This window comes from Pirellula sp. SH-Sr6A (assembly GCF_001610875.1).
GTDB lineage: Bacteria > Planctomycetota > Planctomycetia > Pirellulales > Pirellulaceae > JBKCUI01.
In genome coordinates this window covers 4,233,789-4,253,236 of record NZ_CP011272.1, presented here as the reverse complement: position 1 = coordinate 4,253,236, position 19,448 = coordinate 4,233,789, and the positions used below count along the sequence as shown (strand labels likewise).

The following is a 19,448-nucleotide window of genomic DNA, read 5'->3' as shown; positions in this document are numbered from 1 at the left end:
AAAGGGAGCGCGATCGTGCACTCCCTTCATTGTAGCGGCTTCCCTGTATCGGCTCGAAACCGAACTACCTGGTCTTAACGATAAAGATTGTTCGGTTGAGGCAATCCTGTCGCCGTTTGAGGCACATTCACGCCGGGCAGCCCGGTGTTGGGTGCCCCGGTCGCGGAAGGCTGGCTGAAGTCATAAGACGTTTGGCGAGCGGTGCTTCCCGGACGATAAGGAGCAGCACCGGCATAGATGGGTGCAGCATTCTGCTGTGGCGTGTAGGAAGCGGGAGCTGCATTGGGCATGGAACTCATCGTTCCTGCTGGCATGCCTGCTGGAAGGCTTGCCATGTTCGTGCTGCTCATACCAACCGGCAGAGCAGGCACTCCGGCGGGAGCGCTCGGCATTCCATAGGGAGCTGTTGGTTGGGGGGCGCCATAAGCTGACGCGGTCGCCAACGTCGGACTGCTCGGTGGAGGTGCCATACCGTTCGAACCGGCCCCCGGAAGACCAAAACCAGATGGAGCGCCTGCAGGTGCCCCGTTCATCGCGAAGCTACCCGTGGGAGCTCCCGTCGGTACACCAGTGGGTGCTCCCGTCGGTCCATAGCCCGTTGGCGCAGTGAACCCGGTTGGACGGTTACCCGTGCTCGTTACGTAAGGCCCTGTTTGATAGCCATTTGAAGCAGCCGCTCCACCCGCGACGGGACCCGCGGATCCAGCCATGCCAGTTGGCGTACCGTAAGGCGATGTCTTGGCCGTCGAAGCCAACATGTTCGGAGTGTTGCGTAGCGCAGGACTAGTCGGTGCACCCGAGGCAGCTAATCCAGATCCCATCGAAGCAGCCGACGGTGAGCTAATGCTCGGGTTGCTACCAGCCAATGTCGATTCCGATGGCTTTTTGCTCCACGAGAACATGCTCGCACCCGGCATTTTCCATCCGCTCTTGCAACCGACTTGGGTACCGCCCACGATGAGCACAACGAGAGCGAGTTTGTTCCAATTTGCGATTTTCGTTCGCATAGCTAACAATCCTTTGATAGCACTCAACCCCGTTTCCAACCGCGAAGGTTCTTCGTTGTCAGGGCATTCGATGACTTGTGACAGGTCTGCCTGGATGGGCAGCGATGGCGTGACCTGCCACCGTTGCTTTTTCTTATCGGACCGTTGTCTTCGTTTTTTTAGTTACAAACGGAAAAAATTACCAAGTTTACCGGGCGAGCAATATTTCCATCGAGGTGTATAGACAAAGCGTCTCGCACGGGTCAATAGGTTTGCTGGCGAGTTGCCGTTCCATTTTATGGGAAGGGTCTCTATTGTCACGACGCCCCAAACATTTCGGTCCGCGGCATCGCGCCGCATTGGCATCACCCCGATGGACTCCGAACTTTTCCTGCAGGGAACCGAACATGACCATCGTCGTCTTTGAAGATCCACAGTGCGAACTCTTGGCTCCCATTACCCTCGCACGCTTGGCCGCGACGGTGACTTGCGGTAGCTACCGACTGGTCGACTTTTTGGAACTGCTATCCGACGACGTTTTCGCAGTGTCGCGTCCCCACTTGCAAGCGATTCAACGGATCGACTTCCCCTCCCTCAAGTCATTGGAGTCGGAAGCGAACGGGATCGCCGAGGACCGACCCGTCTCGGTATTCCTCAACGCGCGAGTAGCTCCTACTGCAAGCAACTTGGCGACACTTCAAACAATTCTCGATGGGTTGCAGCAAGGGGATGCTCCTCTCCCTCCCAGCGTCATCATGGATCGGGAACACGTCGCGGCGGTGATCGGTCCTCCTTGGTCTCTGCACGATTTGTTTCAGTCCGGCTATCTGGGGATGGAGGAACTCCTCGAAAAGGCAAAACAATTTCACCCGATCGATGCTGCGCTTTCGACGATCGGACTGCCGCACGAATTGATCCAAATTCATATGGATTGCATCCGAGAGAACTTAGACCTGCGGATTCGTCTCTCGCAAATGGAGTCATCCGGCTCCCCGGCGCTGACCCAACTCAGCGATGGATTGTTCGTAGCCGAAGGCGCGACGGTAGGGGATTATGTGTTGAGCGACACTCGAAAGGGACCGATTATCGTCGACCGAGGCGCGGAGATCGGTCCCTACACACTTCTCCGCGGTCCGATTTATATCGGTCCGAAATCACGGATCTTGGAGCATTCGGCCATCAAGGATGCGGTCTCCCTCTGCCATACGACCAAGATTGGTGGTGAGGTAGAAGCATCGATCGTCGAACCGTATACGAACAAACAACACCACGGATTTCTCGGACACAGTTACCTTGGCAGTTGGATCAATCTGGGAGCGGGAACCTGCAACAGCGATCTCAAGAACACCTACGGCACGGTGAATATGGAATACGGCTTTGGAAAATCCCAAACGAATATGCAGTTCCTGGGCTGCATTATGGGAGACTATTCCAAAACAGCGATCAATACCGGGATCTTTACAGGTAAAGTCATCGGGGTCTGCAGTATGATGTACGGATTCGTGACGAGCAACGTTCCGAGTTTTGTGAACTACGCGCGACTCTTCGGTCAATTGGCGAGCCTACCGCCCGAAGTGATGGTTAGCTCCCAACAACGCATGTTCTCCCGGCGCAATGTCCAACAACGGGGATGCGATGTTCAATTGATCTACGACATGTATCGCTTGACGCAGATCGAACGGGATCGACAGGGAGACGCCCTCGCCCTGTGAGGGTCCTAGCCCTTTCTCAACATCCGGCTACTGTGTAGCATCGAGGGATCCCATTTACCCTTTGCAAGCCGGATTTTAAGCATGCCAGTCAGCAAATCAGAGTTCCAGAAATATCTGGCAACTCTCCCCTCCCGGATCAAGGAGGAAAAGAAGTCGAAAGAAATCGACTCCTACCACGCGTCGATGTCTGGCAAGGACAAAGATGCTCTTGTCAAACGGACCCACCGCTCCTTCTGGCAATTGTTCCGAGCATTCTGGCAATTGCTCGCCGGCTACCAAACGAAGATCTATCTCGGTTTGGCTTCTCTGACGATCTCCACCCTGCTAGCTCTGCTCCCCCCGCTCGGTACCAAAGTCGCCATCGATGGCGCGTTGACGAATCCCCCGGCCCCTCTCCCCGACTCCCTTGCACGATGGGTTGGTTCTCCCGAACCGATCACGCTCCTCGTCGGCATCGCCATCGCCGTTGCCCTGGTGACCTTGGTCCGCACCGCGATCCACCTCTATGGACGATGGCTTTGCACGCAAGCGGTCAACCAAGTCCAAATGTCGATTCGCCGCCGAGTCTTCGACCACATGCTCCACATGCCGCTTCACAAAATCCAACAGCTCAAATCAGGCGGCGCTACCAGCTTGATCCGAGAGGATGCGGGCGGAATCGCTGACCTTATCTTCAGCATGGTTTACAACCCATGGCAAGCCGTTGTACAGCTTCTGGGAAGCTTGTTGGTCCTGATGTTGGTGGATTGGCGATTGTTGGCAGCCGGTCTTCTGCTATTGCCTGCAGTCTATTTCAGCCACCGTACCTGGATTTATGCCATTCGCCCGCTGTACCGGGACGTTCGCAATCGTCGTCAAACCATCGATGCCAACACGACGGAAACTTTTGGGGGGATCCGAGTCGTTCGAACCTTTGCGCGTCAGCGGAGTGAATCGAAACGATTTCTTTGGTGGAGCCATGTGCTCGTCCGCCAACAGCTCATGGTTTGGTGGCGAACCAGATTGATTGAAATCGTTTGGGAAGTCATCATCCCCCTGGCTTCGACATCCCTGCTTGTCTACGGCGGATGGCAGATCCTCCAAGGAGAACTGACGCTTGGTGACCTGATGATGTTCCTTGTCTATCTCACCATGCTTCTCGGTCCGATCGCCACGCTCGCGGGGAGTGCGGTCCAGTTCCAGAACAACTTGGCAGGGCTCGATCGCATCCTCGACCTTCTGGCGTCTCCCCGGGAACTGGTCGATCATTCCGGATCCAAACGCGTTTCCCGGTCACAGGCGAACGGCCACGTCGAGTTTGAGAATGTCTGGTTCAAGTATCCAGAAAATGAAAGTTGGGTTCTCCAAGACGTGAGCTTCGACGCCGAACCCGGGACCACCATCGCCATCGTCGGGAGAAGCGGCGCGGGAAAGAGCACGCTCTGCAATCTTGTCGCCCGTTTCTTTGATCCGGACCGTGGATCGATTCGCCTCGACGGGACAGACCTCCGCGATATTCGACTCCATTCCTATCGCCAACTCCTCGGAGTTGTCGAGCAAGACGTTTTCCTGTTCGATGGAACGATCGCGGAGAATATTGCGTATGGACGTCGCCACGCGACCCAAGATGAAATCGAGGAAGCGGCTCAAGCGGCAGCGGCCCACGAATTCATTCTGCAATCCCCCCACGGGTACGAAACCAAGATCGGCGAGCGAGGCTTTAAGCTCAGCGGAGGCCAGCGACAACGGCTGGCTATCGCCCGCGCCATTTTGGCGGACCCCCGTATCTTGATTCTCGACGAGGCGACATCCAATCTGGACAGCGAAAGCGAAAAACGCATTCAAGAAAGCTTGAGTATCCTGCTTCGTAACAGGACTTCGTTTGTCATCGCGCACCGACTGAGTACGATAATCCATGCAGATCAAATCCTGGTGCTGGACGCAGGGCAAATCGTTCAACGCGGAACTCACCGGGAGCTGATGGAGCAAAACGGCGTCTACCAGCAAATGGTGCGACTCCAAATTGAAAGCCCCATCATGCAGGAGTTTGTGGACGAATAATCGATTGGTTGCGTTCTAGCCGGTAAGCCTATGGATATACAACTTGCAGGAAGATGTCTTCTCGCTTCCCCCTTCATGGAGGACAGCAATTTCAGCCGTTCCGTCGTGCTCATTCTGCAACACTCCGAACAGGAATCATTCGGGTTGGTACTGAATCGTCCTACGGACTTTACAATGTCCAAAGTGGTTTCGATGGTTTGCGAATTGGAGTGCGTGCATTCCGAGCCGCTCTATTACGGTGGCCCCGTCGATGGCCCTCTCATCGCGATCCATGACAGCCCCAACGTGGGAGGTCACCCCTTTTCGGAGATGCTCTATGTGACAAGCGACCAAGACGATCTCAAAAAGCTGTTCGTCACCAAATCGGCCCGCGTGAAACTCTTTGACGGATTCTCGGGTTGGGGCCCTGGGCAATTGCAATCCGAACTCGACACCGGAAGCTGGTTGGTATCCGACATTACCGTAGAAGAGATCCTTTCCACATCGGATCTCTGGGACACCATGGTCAAGCGCATCGGACACCAAATCCTGGCTACAGGACTAGACCGAGCACAATCGGTCGCCGACCCGAGTTGGAACTGATCGATGGGACGCGCCCCGAGAGCCAGCGAAGGGGGCTTCCCCTATCTAACGGTCTGCCGAGGTCTCGACGGGCTGACGATCTTCCCCGACGACGAAGCGTTCCAGGCGTTCACGAGCATCCTGCAGGAGTCGCTGGAGCGATGTGAGCCACGCCTACTCGCTTATGCGCTATTGCCGGACCAATGGCTTGCGCTGGTGGTCCCACGCAAAGATGGCGACCTTTCGAAATGGATCGGATGGATCACTTCGGTGCACGCGATGCGCAATCGCCATTTGACACCGGACGCACCGAGTCGGGGCATCTATGAACGCCGCTACCGTTCGTTTCCCGTTCAAGATAACGAGCGCATCCTCGATGCGATACTGTATATCGAATCGCTTCCATTGAGGCTCGGCATTACCTCGGATCCGACAGCATACCATTACACCTCGATGCACCCAAGAGCTTCGGCGGATTCGAAGACATCGAACTGGATTTCACCTCCTCCCGTTCATTTGCCTGCATCCTGGGAAAGCCAGCTTCGAGAAGGATTAGACAACGAGAAACTGGCGGCAATCCAAAAGTGCATCAAACGAGGCGCACCTTACGGAGATCCCGTTTGGGTCGAACGGATGGCAAAGCGATTCCGATTGGAATCGACGCTCCGCCCTCGCGGTCGCCCACGCAAGCCAACCGACTAGCGACTTTAGCCTTCCAACCAGATGCGGAGCATGCGGCGAAGAGGTTCGGCAGCTCCCCAAAGAAGTTGATCTCCCACGGTGAATGCAGAGAGGAAACGCCCTCGGTTACTCGGTTCTAAATCCAATTTTCGCAGTCGACCGACAGGGCAAACGAGTCCGCCCGTTACCGCAGCCGGTGTAAGCTCTCGCATGGAGGCTTCACGCTCGTTGGGAACGACCTTAGCCCACGGATTGGCGGTTGCCAGCATGTCTACGATTTCGTCGATCGGCACATCCTTTTTTAACTTGATCGTCAGGGCCTGACTATGACAACGCATTGCACCGATGCGCACACAGACTCCGTCAACCGGAATCGTATTGGGTGCCAGGCCCAGGATCTTGTTCGTTTCGGATCTCCCCTTCCACTCTTCTTTGCTCTGACCGTTCCCTAGATCTTTATCGATCCAAGGAATCAAACTCCCCGCCAAAGGGGCGCCGAATTGAGAGGTTGGATAGTCCGACGAACGAATCGTACCAGCAACTTGTCGGTCGATTTCCAAGATGGCCGAAGCTGGGTCTGCGAGGAGATTGGCAACGCTGCCGTGCGCGACTCCCATTTGTTGCAAAAGCTCGCGCATGTTTTGCGCGCCTGCGCCCGATGCAGCTTGATAGGTCATGCTGGTGAGCCACTCGACGAGATCATTTCGGAAGAGCCCGTGCAACGCCATCAGCATCAACGACACAGTGCAATTACCACCAATATAAGCGAGGACGCCCTTCTTCAGTCCATCGCGAATGACATGGTCATTCACGGGATCGAGAATGATGATCGAATGCTTGTCCATCCGAAGGGTCGATGCCGCGTCGATCCAAATCCCGTTCCATCCGCTGGTACGCAATTGCGAATAAATCGACGATGTGTAATCACCTCCTTGGCAGGAGACGATGGCGTCCATCTTCGAAAGAATCGATATATCGGTTGCCGATTGCAGAATCCCCGACCCGGACCCGCCGACCTGAGGCGCTGCACCCCCTGAATTTGATGTCGAGAAAAAAACGGGTTCGAAGTGCTGGAAATCACTCTCCGCCGCCATGCGCTGCATAAGGACGGACCCGACCATCCCACGCCAACCGACCAAACCTACCTTCTTCACGATACCCTCGATTCCTCAGGTGCTGCCTGGAGTGTTTTATTGAATTTGGAAGATTGTCTCGACGTTACCCCGTAGGATTTGGCGTCCCAAGTCGATCGCTTTGGCTTCGCTCCACCCTCGTCCCACGCAATATTCGGATGCCAAGGTCTCCGCCAACAGTCGTTTGTACATTCGGAATTTGGGGAGAATGAATTCCAGTTTGTAAGCATCGCTGTAATAGCCGATCTGCTTATTGCGAGGTATGGCTTCGATGCGCCCTCGCAGGTCATGCCGGATGTAATTGGGAGTATTGCTATACCACCAATGTCCGTGTGTGAGGACGTTGGGAAAGATCCACGCGAAATCGACGAGCTCTTGGTTGGTGACCGACGCGAGCACCGAAATCGGGAACATAAGCTTGGTAAATGCATTAAACAACTCGCTGTACTGAACGAGTGAAACGCGCGAGTCATACAAATCCTGGCCTTGGAAAACGCCCCCAGGATAGACCTTCCTGTTCACCCCAATCATCAAATCGAAAGGGAGCCCATGAGCGTCGGAAAGTTCTGCAATCTTCCAAAAAACCCATTCCGCTATCGTCTGCTTGGCGGCATCGGAGGCATCGAGCCCTCGCGAAAGGATTTCGTCCATCGCTTTGGCGGCGACGGCGGAATCATCGGTGTATGCCTTGGGGGAAAACCACGGCGGAAGAGAGATCGCGCAGGCTCTGGCTTGGTTCGCGCAAAAGTGTTGGAACAACTTGGCGATTGCCTGCTTGAGAACCGATAGATTAGAAGATTCCAAGCCGGTCGCTTTGGCCAAACGCTCCCGAACCGCAGGATTCGCCAAGTGAAACACCAGGTCATCGGTTCGCAAGCAAGGGACATAGCGCTGGGTGTCGAAGCCCTTCAGCGAATCATCAAAATCGTTCGTCAGAAAAACTTTTTCCACACCGCTTTTGCGTAGGACTTGTTCTTCCCAGTCAGGCTGTTGCATGCACTCGGACGCGAGGTCATACACCTCTTCCCAGTTCGAAGAATCGATTTCTTCCCCCTGAAACCCGAACAGTTCTCGAGCTAGCTCGAGGAACCAAGACCACTGAATCGTGTTGTCGATGTTTCCTAAGTGCGTGAAGAGACGGGAGACTTTCTCTCGCGAAGAAATCCCCGGCTCCTCAATCTCCGTCTTGGGCTTTCCAGAGGAGTGAGCCAGCTCCGTGTAGTAATGGTACCCGAGCAAATCGGCTAGATCGCGCGACGCAGCGCTCGTGGGATTGATATGGGAGTGCGAGTCGATAAGAACGATCGCGTCGAGCTCTTGAAAAAGGGTTGTGGCCTGAGAATTCATAGGGAACAGCCTTTCAGCCTCCACTGACGGGAGGAATCAATGCGACTTCAAGGTTAGGAAGGTCGGGAGTGATGAGAAACTGGGAATCAACGATCTCGTGGTTGACCGCGAAGCGAGACGAGGCAAGGTAGGACTTGAGCCCTGGGACCTGCGCCCCCAAAGACTCTGCGATCTGTGCAATCGTGACAGGCAATTGAAGTTCGACTTCGACGGTAGTCGCGTCGGCGGCTTCCCTCGCCCCTCCGAACAGCAAAATTCGCATCATGCCCCCAATAAATCAAAATCGAGCGAGGCTCGAGTTGGAATGCTCGAAGTCTTACGAACGGTAGCGACTCTTTCCGGTACCCTCGACTGCCTCCCCGATGACGGAGCAAGCAAGACCTTGCGAGCGAATCAACGCCTGCACGCTGTCGGCATAGTAAGGACTTACAGCAAAGACCAAGCCGAGTCCCATGTTGAACACATGCTCCATCTCGTGCTGCTCGATTTCACCCAATTGCTGGAGCCATCGAAAGACTGGGAGAACTTCCCATGAGCCTCGTACGAACTCCAAATCGACGGTTGGGGGTAGGATTCGCTCGGTATTTTCCAGCAGCCCGCCCCCTGTGATGTGCGCAATCCCGTGCACGACCGACTTCACTTTGTATCGGCTCAAGACAGATCGAACCACTTTGCTGTAAATCAAGGTGGGGGTGAGCAAGGCATCGGCTACCGTGGTGCCCAAGTCAGCCACATGGCTATCGATATCGAGCTTTGCCTTATCGAAGACCACTTTGCGGACCAAGCTGAATCCGTTGCTATGTAGCCCCGATGAAGGGACTCCTATCAACACATCCCCCGCCGCGATGGCATTTCCAGAAACCAAGCGTTTTTTATCGACAACCCCAACACAAAATCCCGCGAGATCATACATGTCGTCGTGGTAGTGACTCGGCATGATCGCGGTCTCGCCCCCGAGCAAGCTGCACTCGGCATCGATGCATCCATCGGAAATTCCTCGCACGATCGCTTCCAAGAGAGGGGGATTGTCCTTCCCCATCGCCACGTAATCCAGAAAGAACAACGGCTCAGCGCCGGTGCAAAGAACATCATTTACGCACATCGCGACCAAATCGATCCCGACCGTGTCATGCTTGCCCGCCCGCTGAGCGACCTGCAATTTCGTACCCACTCCATCGGTCCCCGATACCAAAATCGGTTCTTCGTAGTTGCGAGCAAACAGCGACTTGGCAAAGTCGAGCGCGTAGAGACCTGCGAATCCTCCATCGTTGCGAACGACGCGAGGTGTGAAGGTGCGGTGCATGAGCGACGGCAGCTTCTGCATCGCTTGTTCATAAAGCTCGAGATCCACCCCGCTGTCTTTGTAAGTCGTTGCCATCGGCGAATCTAAGATTTTCTGGTTGGGAGCCGTTCACACGCTGAGCCGCAGCGAAACGATGTGCGAGAAGCAGTGCGACAAGCGATTGGATTCAGGGAACAAAAGTCGGGCTATTATGGCCTTTTTTCTCGCCTCGTGAAGTCAACTCGGGAGACCAACCGAAGAGATGTTTCCCACGCGAGCAAGGACTGGGGCAAAATCGAACTACTCGAGCCGAACGTGGGTTACCCCATGCGCTACCATCCACTCGAGCCAACGCTCCTGATCCTCGGTCAATTCGATTTCCGCGACCGACTCGGCATCCAGCGGCGAAACCAGGGTGAAGATCCCGTCGTCGAGCCACCGCTGGGCGTCCGCCGCCTGAATCCAGTACTCGCTCCGACCGCACGCCGGTGCTCCAGGCGTATCGGAAGGGGTCATGAAGTAAACGATTTCCTTGCGAAATCGCTCCGGCATGTCGATGGAACCTGCCTTCGACTGATCGAGCGAAACGACTTTCACCATGGTGTTCTGGGTTGGTTTGTGAAAAGGGCCTGGAAATAATCAGGCATCGACCGGCAGGGCAAACGCCGACGGGGGCTCAAGATGGCGTAGCCGATCGCGACAGGATCGCCTAAACTTTCGGTTTTCAGGCAAGGTCTCGGGAGAGGTTTCCCGACGGGCTTCGCCGACGTTTCGACGACCTACTCCCGTTCCTCATTAGCGAGTTTTCTGTGGCATCTTACAAGACCAGTGACCTGAAAAAGGGCCTCAAAGTCCAAATCGACGGCGAACCATACCTCCTCTCCGAAGTCCACTTCGTCAAGCCAGGCAAAGGAAACGCCCTCTACAAATGCAAACTGAAGAACTTGATCCGAAACACCGTCCTCGACCGAACTCTCAAGGGTGGTGACGAATTGGAAGTGGCCGACGTCGAAGAAGTCGAAACCCAATTCCTGTACAACCAAACCGGCACTTTCGTCTTCATGGACATCGTTTCGTTCGAACAATTCGAACTGTCGGCCGATCAAGTCGACGAGAACTGGAAATACCTCAAAGAGGGAATGCCGGTGGCGATGGTTCTCTTCAATGGAAACCCCATCACCATTTCCCCACCTTCCCACGTCACCTTGAAAGTCATCGAGACTGAGCCGGGCGTCAAAGGGGATACTGCCACCAACGTCACCAAACCTGCGAAGGTGGAAACAGGGGGAGAGTTCAACGTCCCTGGCTTCATCAAAGAAGGCAACGTCATCAAAATCGACACCCGCACCGGCGATTACGTCGAACGGGTCAGCATGGACTAACGCTTTTTCGTTGTCCTCACCATTAGCATCGTGGATAATGCACCGATTCCCTCGGTGCATTTTTTGTTTCCCTTTCGGAGACTGCCGGTACTATGCGACTCCCCCTTCTTCCCCTCGCTTTCGGTTTCCTTATCGCCATGCCGATCATCACCTCCGCGCAGCCCCCCGGACGTTTCTTCAACAATGACCCCGAAGAACAGTTCCGCATCCTGCGCGAACGACTGATCGACAATGTTCTTATCCCAGGTGGCATCACCGACCAGCGAGTCCTGAACTCGGTAAAGACCACGCTTCGCCATCAGTTCGTTCCCAAACAGCACATCGCCAAGTCCTACCAAGACATCGCGATCCCGATCGGCGAAAGCCAGACCATCAGCAGCCCCTTCATCGTCGCACTGATGACCCAAGCGTTGGAACCAAAGCCGACGGACAAAGTTCTCGAAATCGGAACCGGGAGTGGCTACCAAGCGGCGATCTTAAGTCCGCTCGTCCAGGATGTGTACACCATCGAAATCGTCGAGGAACTAGGCTACCGAACCAAACAACTGCTTGCAGATTTGCAATACACCAACGTCCACTGTCTGGTCGGCGACGGTTTCAAAGGCTGGCCCGAACATGCCCCTTTCGACAAGATCATTGTGACATGCTCCCCTGAAAAGGTCCCGCAACCTCTACAGGATCAACTCAAAGAAGGTGGGGTGATGATCATTCCCGTCGGAGAGCGCTACCAACAAATGCTCTGCCGAATGAAAAAGATCAACGGGGTCCTGGAAAAGGAATCGCTACAACCGACGCTGTTTGTGCCGATGACAGGACAAGCGGAGGCGAGCCGGGAGATCGCCCCAGACCCAGCGAACCCCAAACTTCTCAACAACAGCTTTGAGGAAGATCTCATCAAAGAGTTTCACGTTCCGGGATGGTACTACCAGTTCGGTTGCACCGTCGTGGAGGACCCCGCGGCGCCCGAAGGAAAACGAGTCGCTGAGTTTTCAAGCGACGACCCCAGCCAACCGAGCATGCTGCTGCAAGGCCTGGCTCTGGACGGTCGCGTCGTGAAGCGAATCCGCCTAGGAGCCTGGATGAAAGTCGATGAAGTTCGAATCGGTCCAGACCGCACGCGTTCCCCCTCCGTAGCGATTCAGTACTTCGACGAAAAACGCAATCTGATCGGGTACAACTACGTCGGTGGACTCAAAGGAACACTTCCATGGAAACGCCATGAAGATGAATTCCGCGTCCCCGCAGCGACCCGCGAAGCCATCGTTTCGATCGGCCTGTTCGGCGCCCAAGGTACCGCGCGTTTCGATGGCGTTTTTCTCATCCCCAATACCAAATAACCCCCGGCCGCGACAATTCGCTGAAGCAGCGAGAATGACTACAAGCGTGATCGGGTCACGGTTGCGCTTTGGACTGCTCGGGCTCTAATTTGGGGCTCTGTCTGCTGGCGGGCGCTGGATCGATGGGAGCTACTGGGCCGTTAGGCATGACGGGAGCACCAGAGGAGGGGGCATTAGCCCGATGGAATCCGTCGGCACATGATTCCATGGAACAAACTGCGGCGACGGGGCCGATTCGATCAACGAGCAGCAGCTTTCTTGGCGTTTTCGATGGCGAAATCAACAAGGCGTTGTTCGCGAAAAAATCCTTCCCAAAAACTGTGGCCTTGGCCCGGTGCAACGATGAGTTCCACCAAATCACTAGCACCGGCCTTTTCATAGCGACGCTTGAGCTCGGCAGAGTTCTCGTCGAGTGGCACTACTTTGTCCTCGTCGCCATGGATGAGGACAATCGGGATTTTCGACTTTGCCAGAACATTGATTCGGGAGATAGGATTCAGTTTTTCGTTCTGCGAGACCAGTTCGTCGGATGTGAGTCCATATGCTGGAGCCGCTTTGTCTAATTTGGGATACGTCCTGAAATCGAACACAGGATAGATACCAATGATTCCGCTCACCTTTTCTGGATGAGCGATTGCCCAACTGCTGACCCAAAGGCCGCCACGACTTCTACCAAAACAACAGGCCTTCGGTGCAAAGCCGTGTTCTCGAATCAATATCTCGTACAGCTTAAGAAACACTTGATGACTTGAGGGATTCCCATAGGCTTCCCCAACATTCACGCCCGCGACGGCAACTCCCGCCGTCAAGAACTGTTCGTGCATCCAACGCTCCGCTTCATCGGGGTAAGCGGGGAGAGTAGGAGCATAGAAAATCCAAGGCTGCGGCTGGGAGCGTTTCGACTCTTCCGGCAGGAAAACAAAAGCGCGGTGGCCGTCGATCGTCCACGATTTACCGGGAAGCTCCAGCCGAGGAGGTGCACCGGTTTGTTTTGGTGCGGCCCGTTGCGTTTTGGATTCTCCCGTTTGGCCCAGGACTGCCGACGGATTCGTATTGCTCCATCCCATGACGAGACAGAGCATGCAAATAAGCGAAGAACGCATCAGCGAGGCAACTCCTAGGACGGAGAAAGGATTCGAAAGGTGAGTGCGCACGGGGAACGAATCCCATCCACAGGGGATTACTTTTCTTCTTTTCGAAGCACGTAACTCTGGATCGACCACCCGTCTTCTTCGGTTCGGATCACGCTCCCTGCGGGCATAAAGTAGCCACGGATTTCGTCGAACGGCGGCAACGTATCTCCCTTGAGCTTTTGCTCCTGCTCTCGATTTTTATGCTTGGGATCGAGCAATCGATCGAGAACCGTTGCGAGAATACTTCGGGAAGCGTTCAACTTTCCTTCGCGGAAAAGTTCATATTGCATCTCAAACGACCTGTCGGTTCGGTCGATTTGCAATGCACTGACAGGGCTTCCACCGGAGATGGCATCCATGGTGCTCCGAGCGCGTTGAACGTCAGGCTGCTTGTTGAACTCTGACTCCGAAGGGGCAGACTTCACGCGATCGATAAGCTCTTTGATCAATTCCGTATCCGAGCCGAAAACAAAATAGCCTTCGACGATGCTGATCGCATACTGCTCAAGCAACGGCTCGTCGGATTCTTCTTCTTCCTCCGCATTGCCTGCGGTTTTGGGACTACCGAAATCGAGTTCCACTTCGACTTCTTCTTCGTTCTTGAAGCTCCATATCCGGTAGCCTTCGTAATCCTCGGGAGTGCTGATAGTCTCGTTGCTCCCGTAACGATCCACGACGCGGTTGAGTTTTTTGTCGGGATCGTTCAATCGGAGCAAGACCAAAGAACGTTTGCTCTCCGGCGTGACGGGTTTCACGATTTCGGTGGAGAGGAATAACTCGGTCGAAAGGTAGGGAAGCACCTCCTTGGTTATGTCGATCTGGGGACCCTGTGAGTCATCACGAATCCCCTCCATCATCGCTTCGAAAGTTTTATCGCCGATGTAGGCATCGACGATGTACTGGAACTTGGGGAAGGCTTCTTTCAAATTCCATGAAAAACCAAGGACCAATGCGCTTTCTTTGTTGAGCCAAACCGGGGGCTCCAGCTTTTCGACATTTGGGAAATCCAAGATCTCCACCGAGGGCTTGACCGGTTTCTCCAGCTTCACAAACCCGTGATGAAAGACATCGAAATCGCTTTCGTTGAAATGAACGTGTCCAATGGCACAGCGAATCGCATCGAAGCCTTGCTCTTCGAGAAGCTTGATCAAGTCCTGTTGGTTCTTGGGTGGTTTGCCGCTGATCGAACGAAGGAGTTTGGCGATTCCAATGGGTCGGACGAAATACTCGACTTCGGCCGGGCCATCACCTTTCACTTTCGACAAAGCGTCTTGGTAAAGAGGGGAGTCGGCGAGCGCACCGGTTCGATTCCCACTCTGGGCAGCCAACAACTCGGTCATCGTCGCTACGTCATCGGTCGCGATCAATTGACCACCATGCACGGCATAGTTGGACTCGAGGATTCGATTCTCATCCGAGGGGGATGGGACAAAGTATTGCGTGATCTTGACGCCCTTATCCTCCCATGTCTTGACCTGGGCTTTGCGATCCTTGAGCTGCTGTTCGACTCGCTTGAGAAATTTGTCGGCTTCGTCCGTGTTGTCGCCGATATCGATGACCAACCCGATGGAATAAGGCTTCTCGCCCGTGCGTGCAATCCATCCCAAGGTGGTTTGTCCGGCCGAGAGATGTTCCAAGTCATCGACTTGAAGGCTCAGCTGCCAACCTGCATCGCTGAACCGAGACTGAAGTTCTTTTCGCTGCGTTTCCCAGAAAGACACCAGCTTGTCATCGATGGCGAGCTTTCCGAGCTGGGTTTTGTTCCAGAGCTCCAAAAAAGTGGGGGTGTCGGGAAGAGTAATCAAGGCCTGCGTGGTGTCTGGAAACATCTTGCTGGCCGGAACAGACTCCGCCCATGCATCGCCCGCAGGCAAGCCGAGCGATACAAGCCCCATCGACAAGATCACCTTCCTCAATTGTCGACGAATTTTCCCGTGCGGTCGGATGGCACTCTTATGTGAGCTTGGCACCGATGTCCCTCCTCGTTGCATTTTGTATCGAAATCCTAATAGTCAGCGCGATTCAAACCGTGTATCGTATCGCAAACCCATGGGAGATGGGAGCCCGGCTTGTGGATGGAAGCCTGTCGGCATCCTGCACTCCTCTCTCTCGTCTCGAGCTCGAATCCTCCTTATCTCCCCTCAATCGCGATGGCCAAAGACGAAGAAGTACTCGTAGTGCCCGCACGGCTCCTTGACGAACTAGGTTCCTTTTCCGGATTTCAGCACAATGTCGATCGCTATCTGCCTGCGATCTTGGACCGAAACAATCAGTCGTTTCTTCCCCGGAGCATGGTCGAGGACGACCCCTCGTTCAAACAGCTGATCCCCTACATTATTCTGGAATGCAGCGATGCGAATCAAACGCAACTCTTCCAGTACACCCGTGGAAAAGGACAAGGGGAAAAACGTCTCCATGCTAAAAAATCGATCGGGATCGGAGGGCATATCTCCATCGAAGACACAACGGGAGACGATTGGTACAACACCGGAATGCAGCGAGAGCTAGAGGAAGAAGTAAAAATCGAATGCGGTGGGCAACAACGGGTGGTCGGTTTGATCTACGACGACAGCACCGAAGTTGGTCGCGTTCACCTCGGTGTTGTTCACATCATGCAACTTTTCTCCTGCAAAGTTTCCAGCGCTGAAGAGGATCTTCAATTCGCAGGTTTCCAAACAATCGATCGGATCCGAACCGAAATCGGTCGCTTCGAAACCTGGTCGCAGCTTTGCATTCAGCACCTGTATTCCTAGTTCGGTTTCAATCCAAGACCCCAACCCATCCTGATAATGCCATGCACGACAGCTTGGAATTCGGATATCTGGAGCGTCTTACGATTCAATTGACCGCCGGCGCTGCCCTTCTGCCGGACACGTTGCGAGAGCGGCATGCCGCCTATATCCTACGCTCGCAACGTGAAGATGGAGGTTGGGGAGGACGCGAAGGGAGTAGCGATCTATACTACACCTCGTTCGCGCTTCGCTCGTTAGCTATCCTCGGTGAACTCCAAGGAACCGTAGCTGACAACGCGAGCCGCTTTCTGTTCTCGCGCACCGAACACCAAGAATCGATTATCGATCTCCTCTCCTTGATCTACGGTGCCTCGCTCATCGAAGCGTCCACGGAAGCCCATCCCCTTGCGTCCCTTTCCATCGATTGGAAAGGGCGATTGAGCGATCTGCTTCATCGCCTTCGCCGCGACGATGGTGGATTCGCGAGAATCGAACAAGCCAATGTCGGGAGCACGTACCAAACCTTCCTGGTTACTATCTGCTTGGAACTGCTAGAGCATCCACTTCCAGCCGACGACCCTGCCGTCGCTTTTTTATTGAAACAACGGCGCGACGATGGTGGGTTTCTCGAGGTTCGAGTTGCCAAACGATCGGGAACCAATCCAACGGCCGCTGCCATCGGCGCCCTCCGAACCTTAAACGCTCTCGAACCCGAGGTGGCATCGACGGCTGCCGAGTTCCTTTTGGATGTTCAGACCGACGAAGGTGGCTTTCAAGCCAACACGCGGATGCCACTCCCCGATTTGCTCAGTACCTTCACCGCCTGCGTCACCCTTTGGGACCTGCAACGCCTCGACGACGCGGACACTTTTCGTGCCTATCGATACGGAACGAGCATGGAACGAGAAGCCGGAGGATTCGCCGGTTTTGAATTGGATGACTCTCAAGATGTCGAGTACACGTTTTATGGTCTCGGATTGCTCAGCCTGCTTTCCCCGTGGATCGCCGATTCGCCACTCTGATTGGGCTATACTGCTCATGGCTTCTGATCGCGTCACGTCTCCTGATCGCGGCTAACGCACGCACCTGGCTATTCGAACGTTATCCGGAAGCTCCGAATTTCCTTGCACTCCTCTCCCCTGTCGTCGAAGGCACCTCGGTGAACGCATCGAATAAACTCTTCTTCTGGTCGTTGACATCGGCTCTCGCGGGATTCCTCTTCGGATTCGATACCGTTGTCATCTCCGGTGCAGAAAAAACCATCCAGTCGCTGTGGCAACTATCGGATTTCGAGCACGGTATCGCGATCAGTTCTGCCTTATGGGGAACCGTGCTAGGATCGATGATCGGACAGTTTCCCACGGATCGTTACGGCCGTCGCAAGACACTGCTTTGGATAGGAATCCTGTATCTGGTGTCCGCGGTTTGGTCCGGACTGGCTACCGGCCTCTGGACTTTCTCGATCGCTCGTTTTATCGGAGGCGTCGGTGTCGGAATCTCCACGGTCACCAGCCCCCTCTACATCGCAGAGCTATCCCCTCCGCATCGACGCGGACGATTGGCCGGTCTTTTTCAATTTAATATCGTCCTTGGAATTCTTATCGCACTCATTTCCAATGCATTGATCGCCCAATCCGGGAGCGAACACGCATGGCGATGGATGCTCGGCGTCGAAGCTTTCCCGGCACTTTTGTATACCGCCATGTGCGTTGGGTTACCCGAGAGTCCTCGCTGGCTGGTCGCATTTCGAAACGACACGCAGGGAGCCCGCGAAGTGCTCCGAACTCTCGATCCCGACACTACACCGGAACAACTCGACCAAGACTTGGCTGCACTTACCGCTGGAAGGGATACCTCCCACCCTTCGAATCGGTCGTCCCACGCTCCCTTCTGGTCCCGATCCCTCGCACTCCCTATCGCGATCGCCTTCCTCGTCGCCTTTTTTAATCAGATGTCGGGCGTCAATGCGATCCTTTACTTCGCGCCTCGTATATTTGAATTGACGGGACTGGCGGAGCAAGCTGCATTGCTGCAGTCGGTTGGCATCGGTGTCACCAATCTCATTTTCACCTTCGTCGGCCTATGGCTTATCGATCGATTGGGACGCAAAACGCTGTTGATTCTAGGCTCGTTTGGCTACATCGCATCGCTCGGCCTGTGCGCGTGGGCGTTTTCGACCAAGACCTATTGGTTGGTTCCTGGGTGCATCTTTGCGTTCATCGCCGCCCACGCGATGGGGCAAGGGGCCGTGATTTGGGTGCTCATTTCCGAGATCTTCCCCGACCAGCACCGAGCCAACGGTCAAGCCCTCGGGAGCTTTACCCATTGGATCTTTGCTGCCCTGCTAACGCTCGTTTTCCCGATCGCAGTCACCCAATTTGCTCCGGAAGTGATCTTTGGGTTTTTCTGCTTCATGATGTGCCTGCACCTGCTTTGGGTTTTCGCCATGGTCCGCGAAACCAAAGGTGTGCCCCTTACTTAATACGCTTGATGATGTGCCAACCGAACTTCGATTTTTCGGGATCGTACTCGGCTAATCCATACTCACCTACCTGCAATTTGAACCCGACATCGCCGAACGCGGCCACCATGCCTCCGCGAGGAGAAACCGAACGGGTCGGATCCGCAGGGACTCCATGATTTGCCATCGAGTAGATCCCTGGTGCGGAATCGTCCGTGAATTGACGGACGATTTCATCAAACTTGTCTCCCGCTTCCAGCATCTTCATAAGGTCCTTGGCTAACGCTTCCGCTTCCTCCTTGGTTCGACGCACGGGCTGATCTCCCAAAGAGCCTTGGAAGGCGATCAAGCAATGTTGAACCGTTACCTCCTTAGGCTCGCCATTGGGAAGGAGCTCCTCGGAGGTCGCGGTTGGAGAAGCTGCCGGCTTTTCACTCGGAGGCGTACCCGGGGAGCAGGAAATTCCCACAAATGGAACTAAGATCCATGCACAAACCAGTATTTTTCGATGAGTCATAGTAGATTGAGAAGGGATGGTGCTGAACAACTTTCTAGTAGTGTAGTACTAGTCCCACCATGCGGCAAACAGAGTTCGTTCTCCACCGTGTTTCGCGCCCGCCTCCCCAGTTCCTGACTCACTTTTTCCTTCTTCGTGGCTCCT

The 19,448-nt window shown here is 54.7% G+C and carries 18 protein-coding genes; 9 read left to right on the top strand and 9 right to left on the bottom strand.

The genetic code is table 11. The features are described from left to right. Window positions 1-74: 74 nt before the first annotated feature. Window positions 75-1,007 (bottom strand): hypothetical protein, encoded by a 933-nt coding sequence (locus VN12_RS16240; protein WP_146677819.1) that lies wholly within the window; start codon window positions 1,005-1,007, stop codon window positions 75-77. A 386-nt stretch (window positions 1,008-1,393) separates the two neighbouring features. On the opposite strand from VN12_RS16240, the gene VN12_RS16235 reads away from it, so the two are divergent. The 4 genes from VN12_RS16235 to VN12_RS16220 all read left to right on the top strand — a co-directional run bounded on the left by VN12_RS16235 (window position 1,394) and on the right by VN12_RS16220 (window position 6,001). Continuing rightward, window positions 1,394-2,698, top strand: coding sequence for a putative sugar nucleotidyl transferase (locus tag VN12_RS16235; RefSeq protein WP_146677818.1), 1,305 nt, complete (start codon window positions 1,394-1,396; stop codon window positions 2,696-2,698). A gap of 81 nt (window positions 2,699-2,779) precedes the next feature. Beyond that, window positions 2,780-4,738, top strand: coding sequence for an ABC transporter ATP-binding protein (locus tag VN12_RS16230; protein ID WP_146677817.1), 1,959 nt, complete (start codon window positions 2,780-2,782; stop codon window positions 4,736-4,738). Between the two features lie 30 nt (window positions 4,739-4,768). Next, entirely contained in the window at window positions 4,769-5,320 is a 552-nt protein-coding gene (locus VN12_RS16225; RefSeq protein WP_146677816.1) for a YqgE/AlgH family protein, read from the top strand. Between the two features lie 3 nt (window positions 5,321-5,323). Continuing rightward, window positions 5,324-6,001 (top strand): hypothetical protein, encoded by a 678-nt coding sequence (locus VN12_RS16220; protein ID WP_146677815.1) that lies wholly within the window; start codon window positions 5,324-5,326, stop codon window positions 5,999-6,001. 5 nt (window positions 6,002-6,006) lie between these two features. Here the strand turns inward: VN12_RS16220 and asd are convergent, their stop codons facing one another. The 5 genes from asd to VN12_RS16195 all read right to left on the bottom strand — a co-directional run bounded on the left by asd (window position 6,007) and on the right by VN12_RS16195 (window position 10,342). Then, window positions 6,007-7,134 (bottom strand): aspartate-semialdehyde dehydrogenase, encoded by a 1,128-nt coding sequence (gene asd / locus VN12_RS16215; protein WP_146677814.1) that lies wholly within the window; start codon window positions 7,132-7,134, stop codon window positions 6,007-6,009. A gap of 36 nt (window positions 7,135-7,170) precedes the next feature. Continuing rightward, the gene (locus tag VN12_RS16210) at window positions 7,171-8,460 is read right to left on the bottom strand and encodes a glucuronate isomerase (protein ID WP_146677813.1); all 1,290 of its coding nucleotides are present in this window, start codon (window positions 8,458-8,460) and stop codon (window positions 7,171-7,173) included. Between the two features lie 13 nt (window positions 8,461-8,473). Further along, entirely contained in the window at window positions 8,474-8,725 is a 252-nt protein-coding gene (locus tag VN12_RS16205; protein ID WP_146677812.1) for a MoaD/ThiS family protein, read from the bottom strand. A 51-nt stretch (window positions 8,726-8,776) separates the two neighbouring features. After that, entirely contained in the window at window positions 8,777-9,838 is a 1,062-nt protein-coding gene (gene purM, locus VN12_RS16200) for a phosphoribosylformylglycinamidine cyclo-ligase (RefSeq protein ID WP_146677811.1), read from the bottom strand. Between the two features lie 204 nt (window positions 9,839-10,042). Beyond that, a complete protein-coding gene (locus VN12_RS16195) occupies window positions 10,043-10,342 on the bottom strand; it encodes a hypothetical protein (RefSeq protein ID WP_146677810.1) in 300 nt (99 codons plus the stop codon). 209 nt (window positions 10,343-10,551) lie between these two features. Here VN12_RS16195 and efp point away from each other — a divergent pair, with 209 nt between their 5' ends. Continuing rightward, window positions 10,552-11,124: an elongation factor P gene (gene efp / locus VN12_RS16190; RefSeq protein ID WP_146677809.1), complete on the top strand. Its 573-nt coding sequence runs from the start codon at window positions 10,552-10,554 to the stop codon at window positions 11,122-11,124. A gap of 92 nt (window positions 11,125-11,216) precedes the next feature. After that, on the top strand, window positions 11,217-12,461 hold the full coding sequence (locus tag VN12_RS16185; protein ID WP_146677808.1) for a protein-L-isoaspartate(D-aspartate) O-methyltransferase: 1,245 nt from the start codon (window positions 11,217-11,219) through the stop codon (window positions 12,459-12,461). A gap of 239 nt (window positions 12,462-12,700) precedes the next feature. Here VN12_RS16185 and VN12_RS16180 read toward each other — a convergent pair whose 3' ends face one another. Both VN12_RS16180 and VN12_RS16175 read right to left on the bottom strand, forming a co-directional pair. Next, complete coding sequence (locus VN12_RS16180) at window positions 12,701-13,564, bottom strand: alpha/beta hydrolase family protein (protein ID WP_146677807.1); 864 nt, start codon at window positions 13,562-13,564, stop codon at window positions 12,701-12,703. Window positions 13,565-13,641: 77 nt separating this feature from the next. Continuing rightward, window positions 13,642-15,564: a hypothetical protein gene (locus VN12_RS16175; RefSeq protein ID WP_146677806.1), complete on the bottom strand. Its 1,923-nt coding sequence runs from the start codon at window positions 15,562-15,564 to the stop codon at window positions 13,642-13,644. Between the two features lie 180 nt (window positions 15,565-15,744). Here VN12_RS16175 and VN12_RS16170 point away from each other — a divergent pair, with 180 nt between their 5' ends. The 3 genes from VN12_RS16170 (at window position 15,745) to VN12_RS16160 (ending at window position 18,808) form a co-directional block, all read left to right on the top strand. Continuing rightward, window positions 15,745-16,347, top strand: coding sequence for a phosphoesterase (locus VN12_RS16170; RefSeq protein WP_146677805.1), 603 nt, complete (start codon window positions 15,745-15,747; stop codon window positions 16,345-16,347). Between the two features lie 41 nt (window positions 16,348-16,388). Beyond that, window positions 16,389-17,348, top strand: coding sequence for a prenyltransferase/squalene oxidase repeat-containing protein (locus VN12_RS16165; protein ID WP_146677804.1), 960 nt, complete (start codon window positions 16,389-16,391; stop codon window positions 17,346-17,348). Between the two features lie 137 nt (window positions 17,349-17,485). Beyond that, window positions 17,486-18,808, top strand: a complete 1,323-nt coding sequence (locus VN12_RS16160; RefSeq protein ID WP_146677803.1) for a sugar porter family MFS transporter — start codon at window positions 17,486-17,488, stop codon at window positions 18,806-18,808. Here the strand turns inward: VN12_RS16160 and VN12_RS16155 are convergent. Beyond that, complete coding sequence (locus tag VN12_RS16155; RefSeq protein ID WP_146677802.1) at window positions 18,801-19,304, bottom strand: peptidylprolyl isomerase; 504 nt, start codon at window positions 19,302-19,304, stop codon at window positions 18,801-18,803. The genes VN12_RS16160 and VN12_RS16155 overlap by 8 nt on opposite strands. Window positions 19,305-19,448: the final 144 nt, after the last annotated feature.

What these genes read in the sequence shown, in the direction of transcription:
- VN12_RS16230 (WP_146677817.1), top strand. Translation starts at nt 2,780, where the DNA reads ATGCCAGTCAGCAAATCAGAGTTCCAGAAATATCTGGCAACTCTCCCC.
- VN12_RS16165 (WP_146677804.1), top strand. Translation starts at nt 16,389, where the DNA reads ATGCACGACAGCTTGGAATTCGGATATCTGGAGCGTCTTACGATTCAA.
- VN12_RS16195 (WP_146677810.1), bottom strand. Translation starts at nt 10,342, where the DNA reads ATGGTGAAAGTCGTTTCGCTCGATCAGTCGAAGGCAGGTTCCATCGAC.
- purM (WP_146677811.1), bottom strand. Translation starts at nt 9,838, where the DNA reads ATGGCAACGACTTACAAAGACAGCGGGGTGGATCTCGAGCTTTATGAA.
- VN12_RS16185 (WP_146677808.1), top strand. Translation starts at nt 11,217, where the DNA reads ATGCGACTCCCCCTTCTTCCCCTCGCTTTCGGTTTCCTTATCGCCATG.
- VN12_RS16240 (WP_146677819.1), bottom strand. Translation starts at nt 1,007, where the DNA reads ATGCGAACGAAAATCGCAAATTGGAACAAACTCGCTCTCGTTGTGCTC.
- VN12_RS16220 (WP_146677815.1), top strand. Translation starts at nt 5,324, where the DNA reads ATGGGACGCGCCCCGAGAGCCAGCGAAGGGGGCTTCCCCTATCTAACG.
- VN12_RS16225 (WP_146677816.1), top strand. Translation starts at nt 4,769, where the DNA reads ATGGATATACAACTTGCAGGAAGATGTCTTCTCGCTTCCCCCTTCATG.
- VN12_RS16205 (WP_146677812.1), bottom strand. Translation starts at nt 8,725, where the DNA reads ATGATGCGAATTTTGCTGTTCGGAGGGGCGAGGGAAGCCGCCGACGCG.
- VN12_RS16235 (WP_146677818.1), top strand. Translation starts at nt 1,394, where the DNA reads ATGACCATCGTCGTCTTTGAAGATCCACAGTGCGAACTCTTGGCTCCC.
- VN12_RS16155 (WP_146677802.1), bottom strand. Translation starts at nt 19,304, where the DNA reads ATGACTCATCGAAAAATACTGGTTTGTGCATGGATCTTAGTTCCATTT.
- VN12_RS16210 (WP_146677813.1), bottom strand. Translation starts at nt 8,460, where the DNA reads ATGAATTCTCAGGCCACAACCCTTTTTCAAGAGCTCGACGCGATCGTT.
- VN12_RS16180 (WP_146677807.1), bottom strand. Translation starts at nt 13,564, where the DNA reads ATGCGTTCTTCGCTTATTTGCATGCTCTGTCTCGTCATGGGATGGAGC.
- VN12_RS16170 (WP_146677805.1), top strand. Translation starts at nt 15,745, where the DNA reads ATGGCCAAAGACGAAGAAGTACTCGTAGTGCCCGCACGGCTCCTTGAC.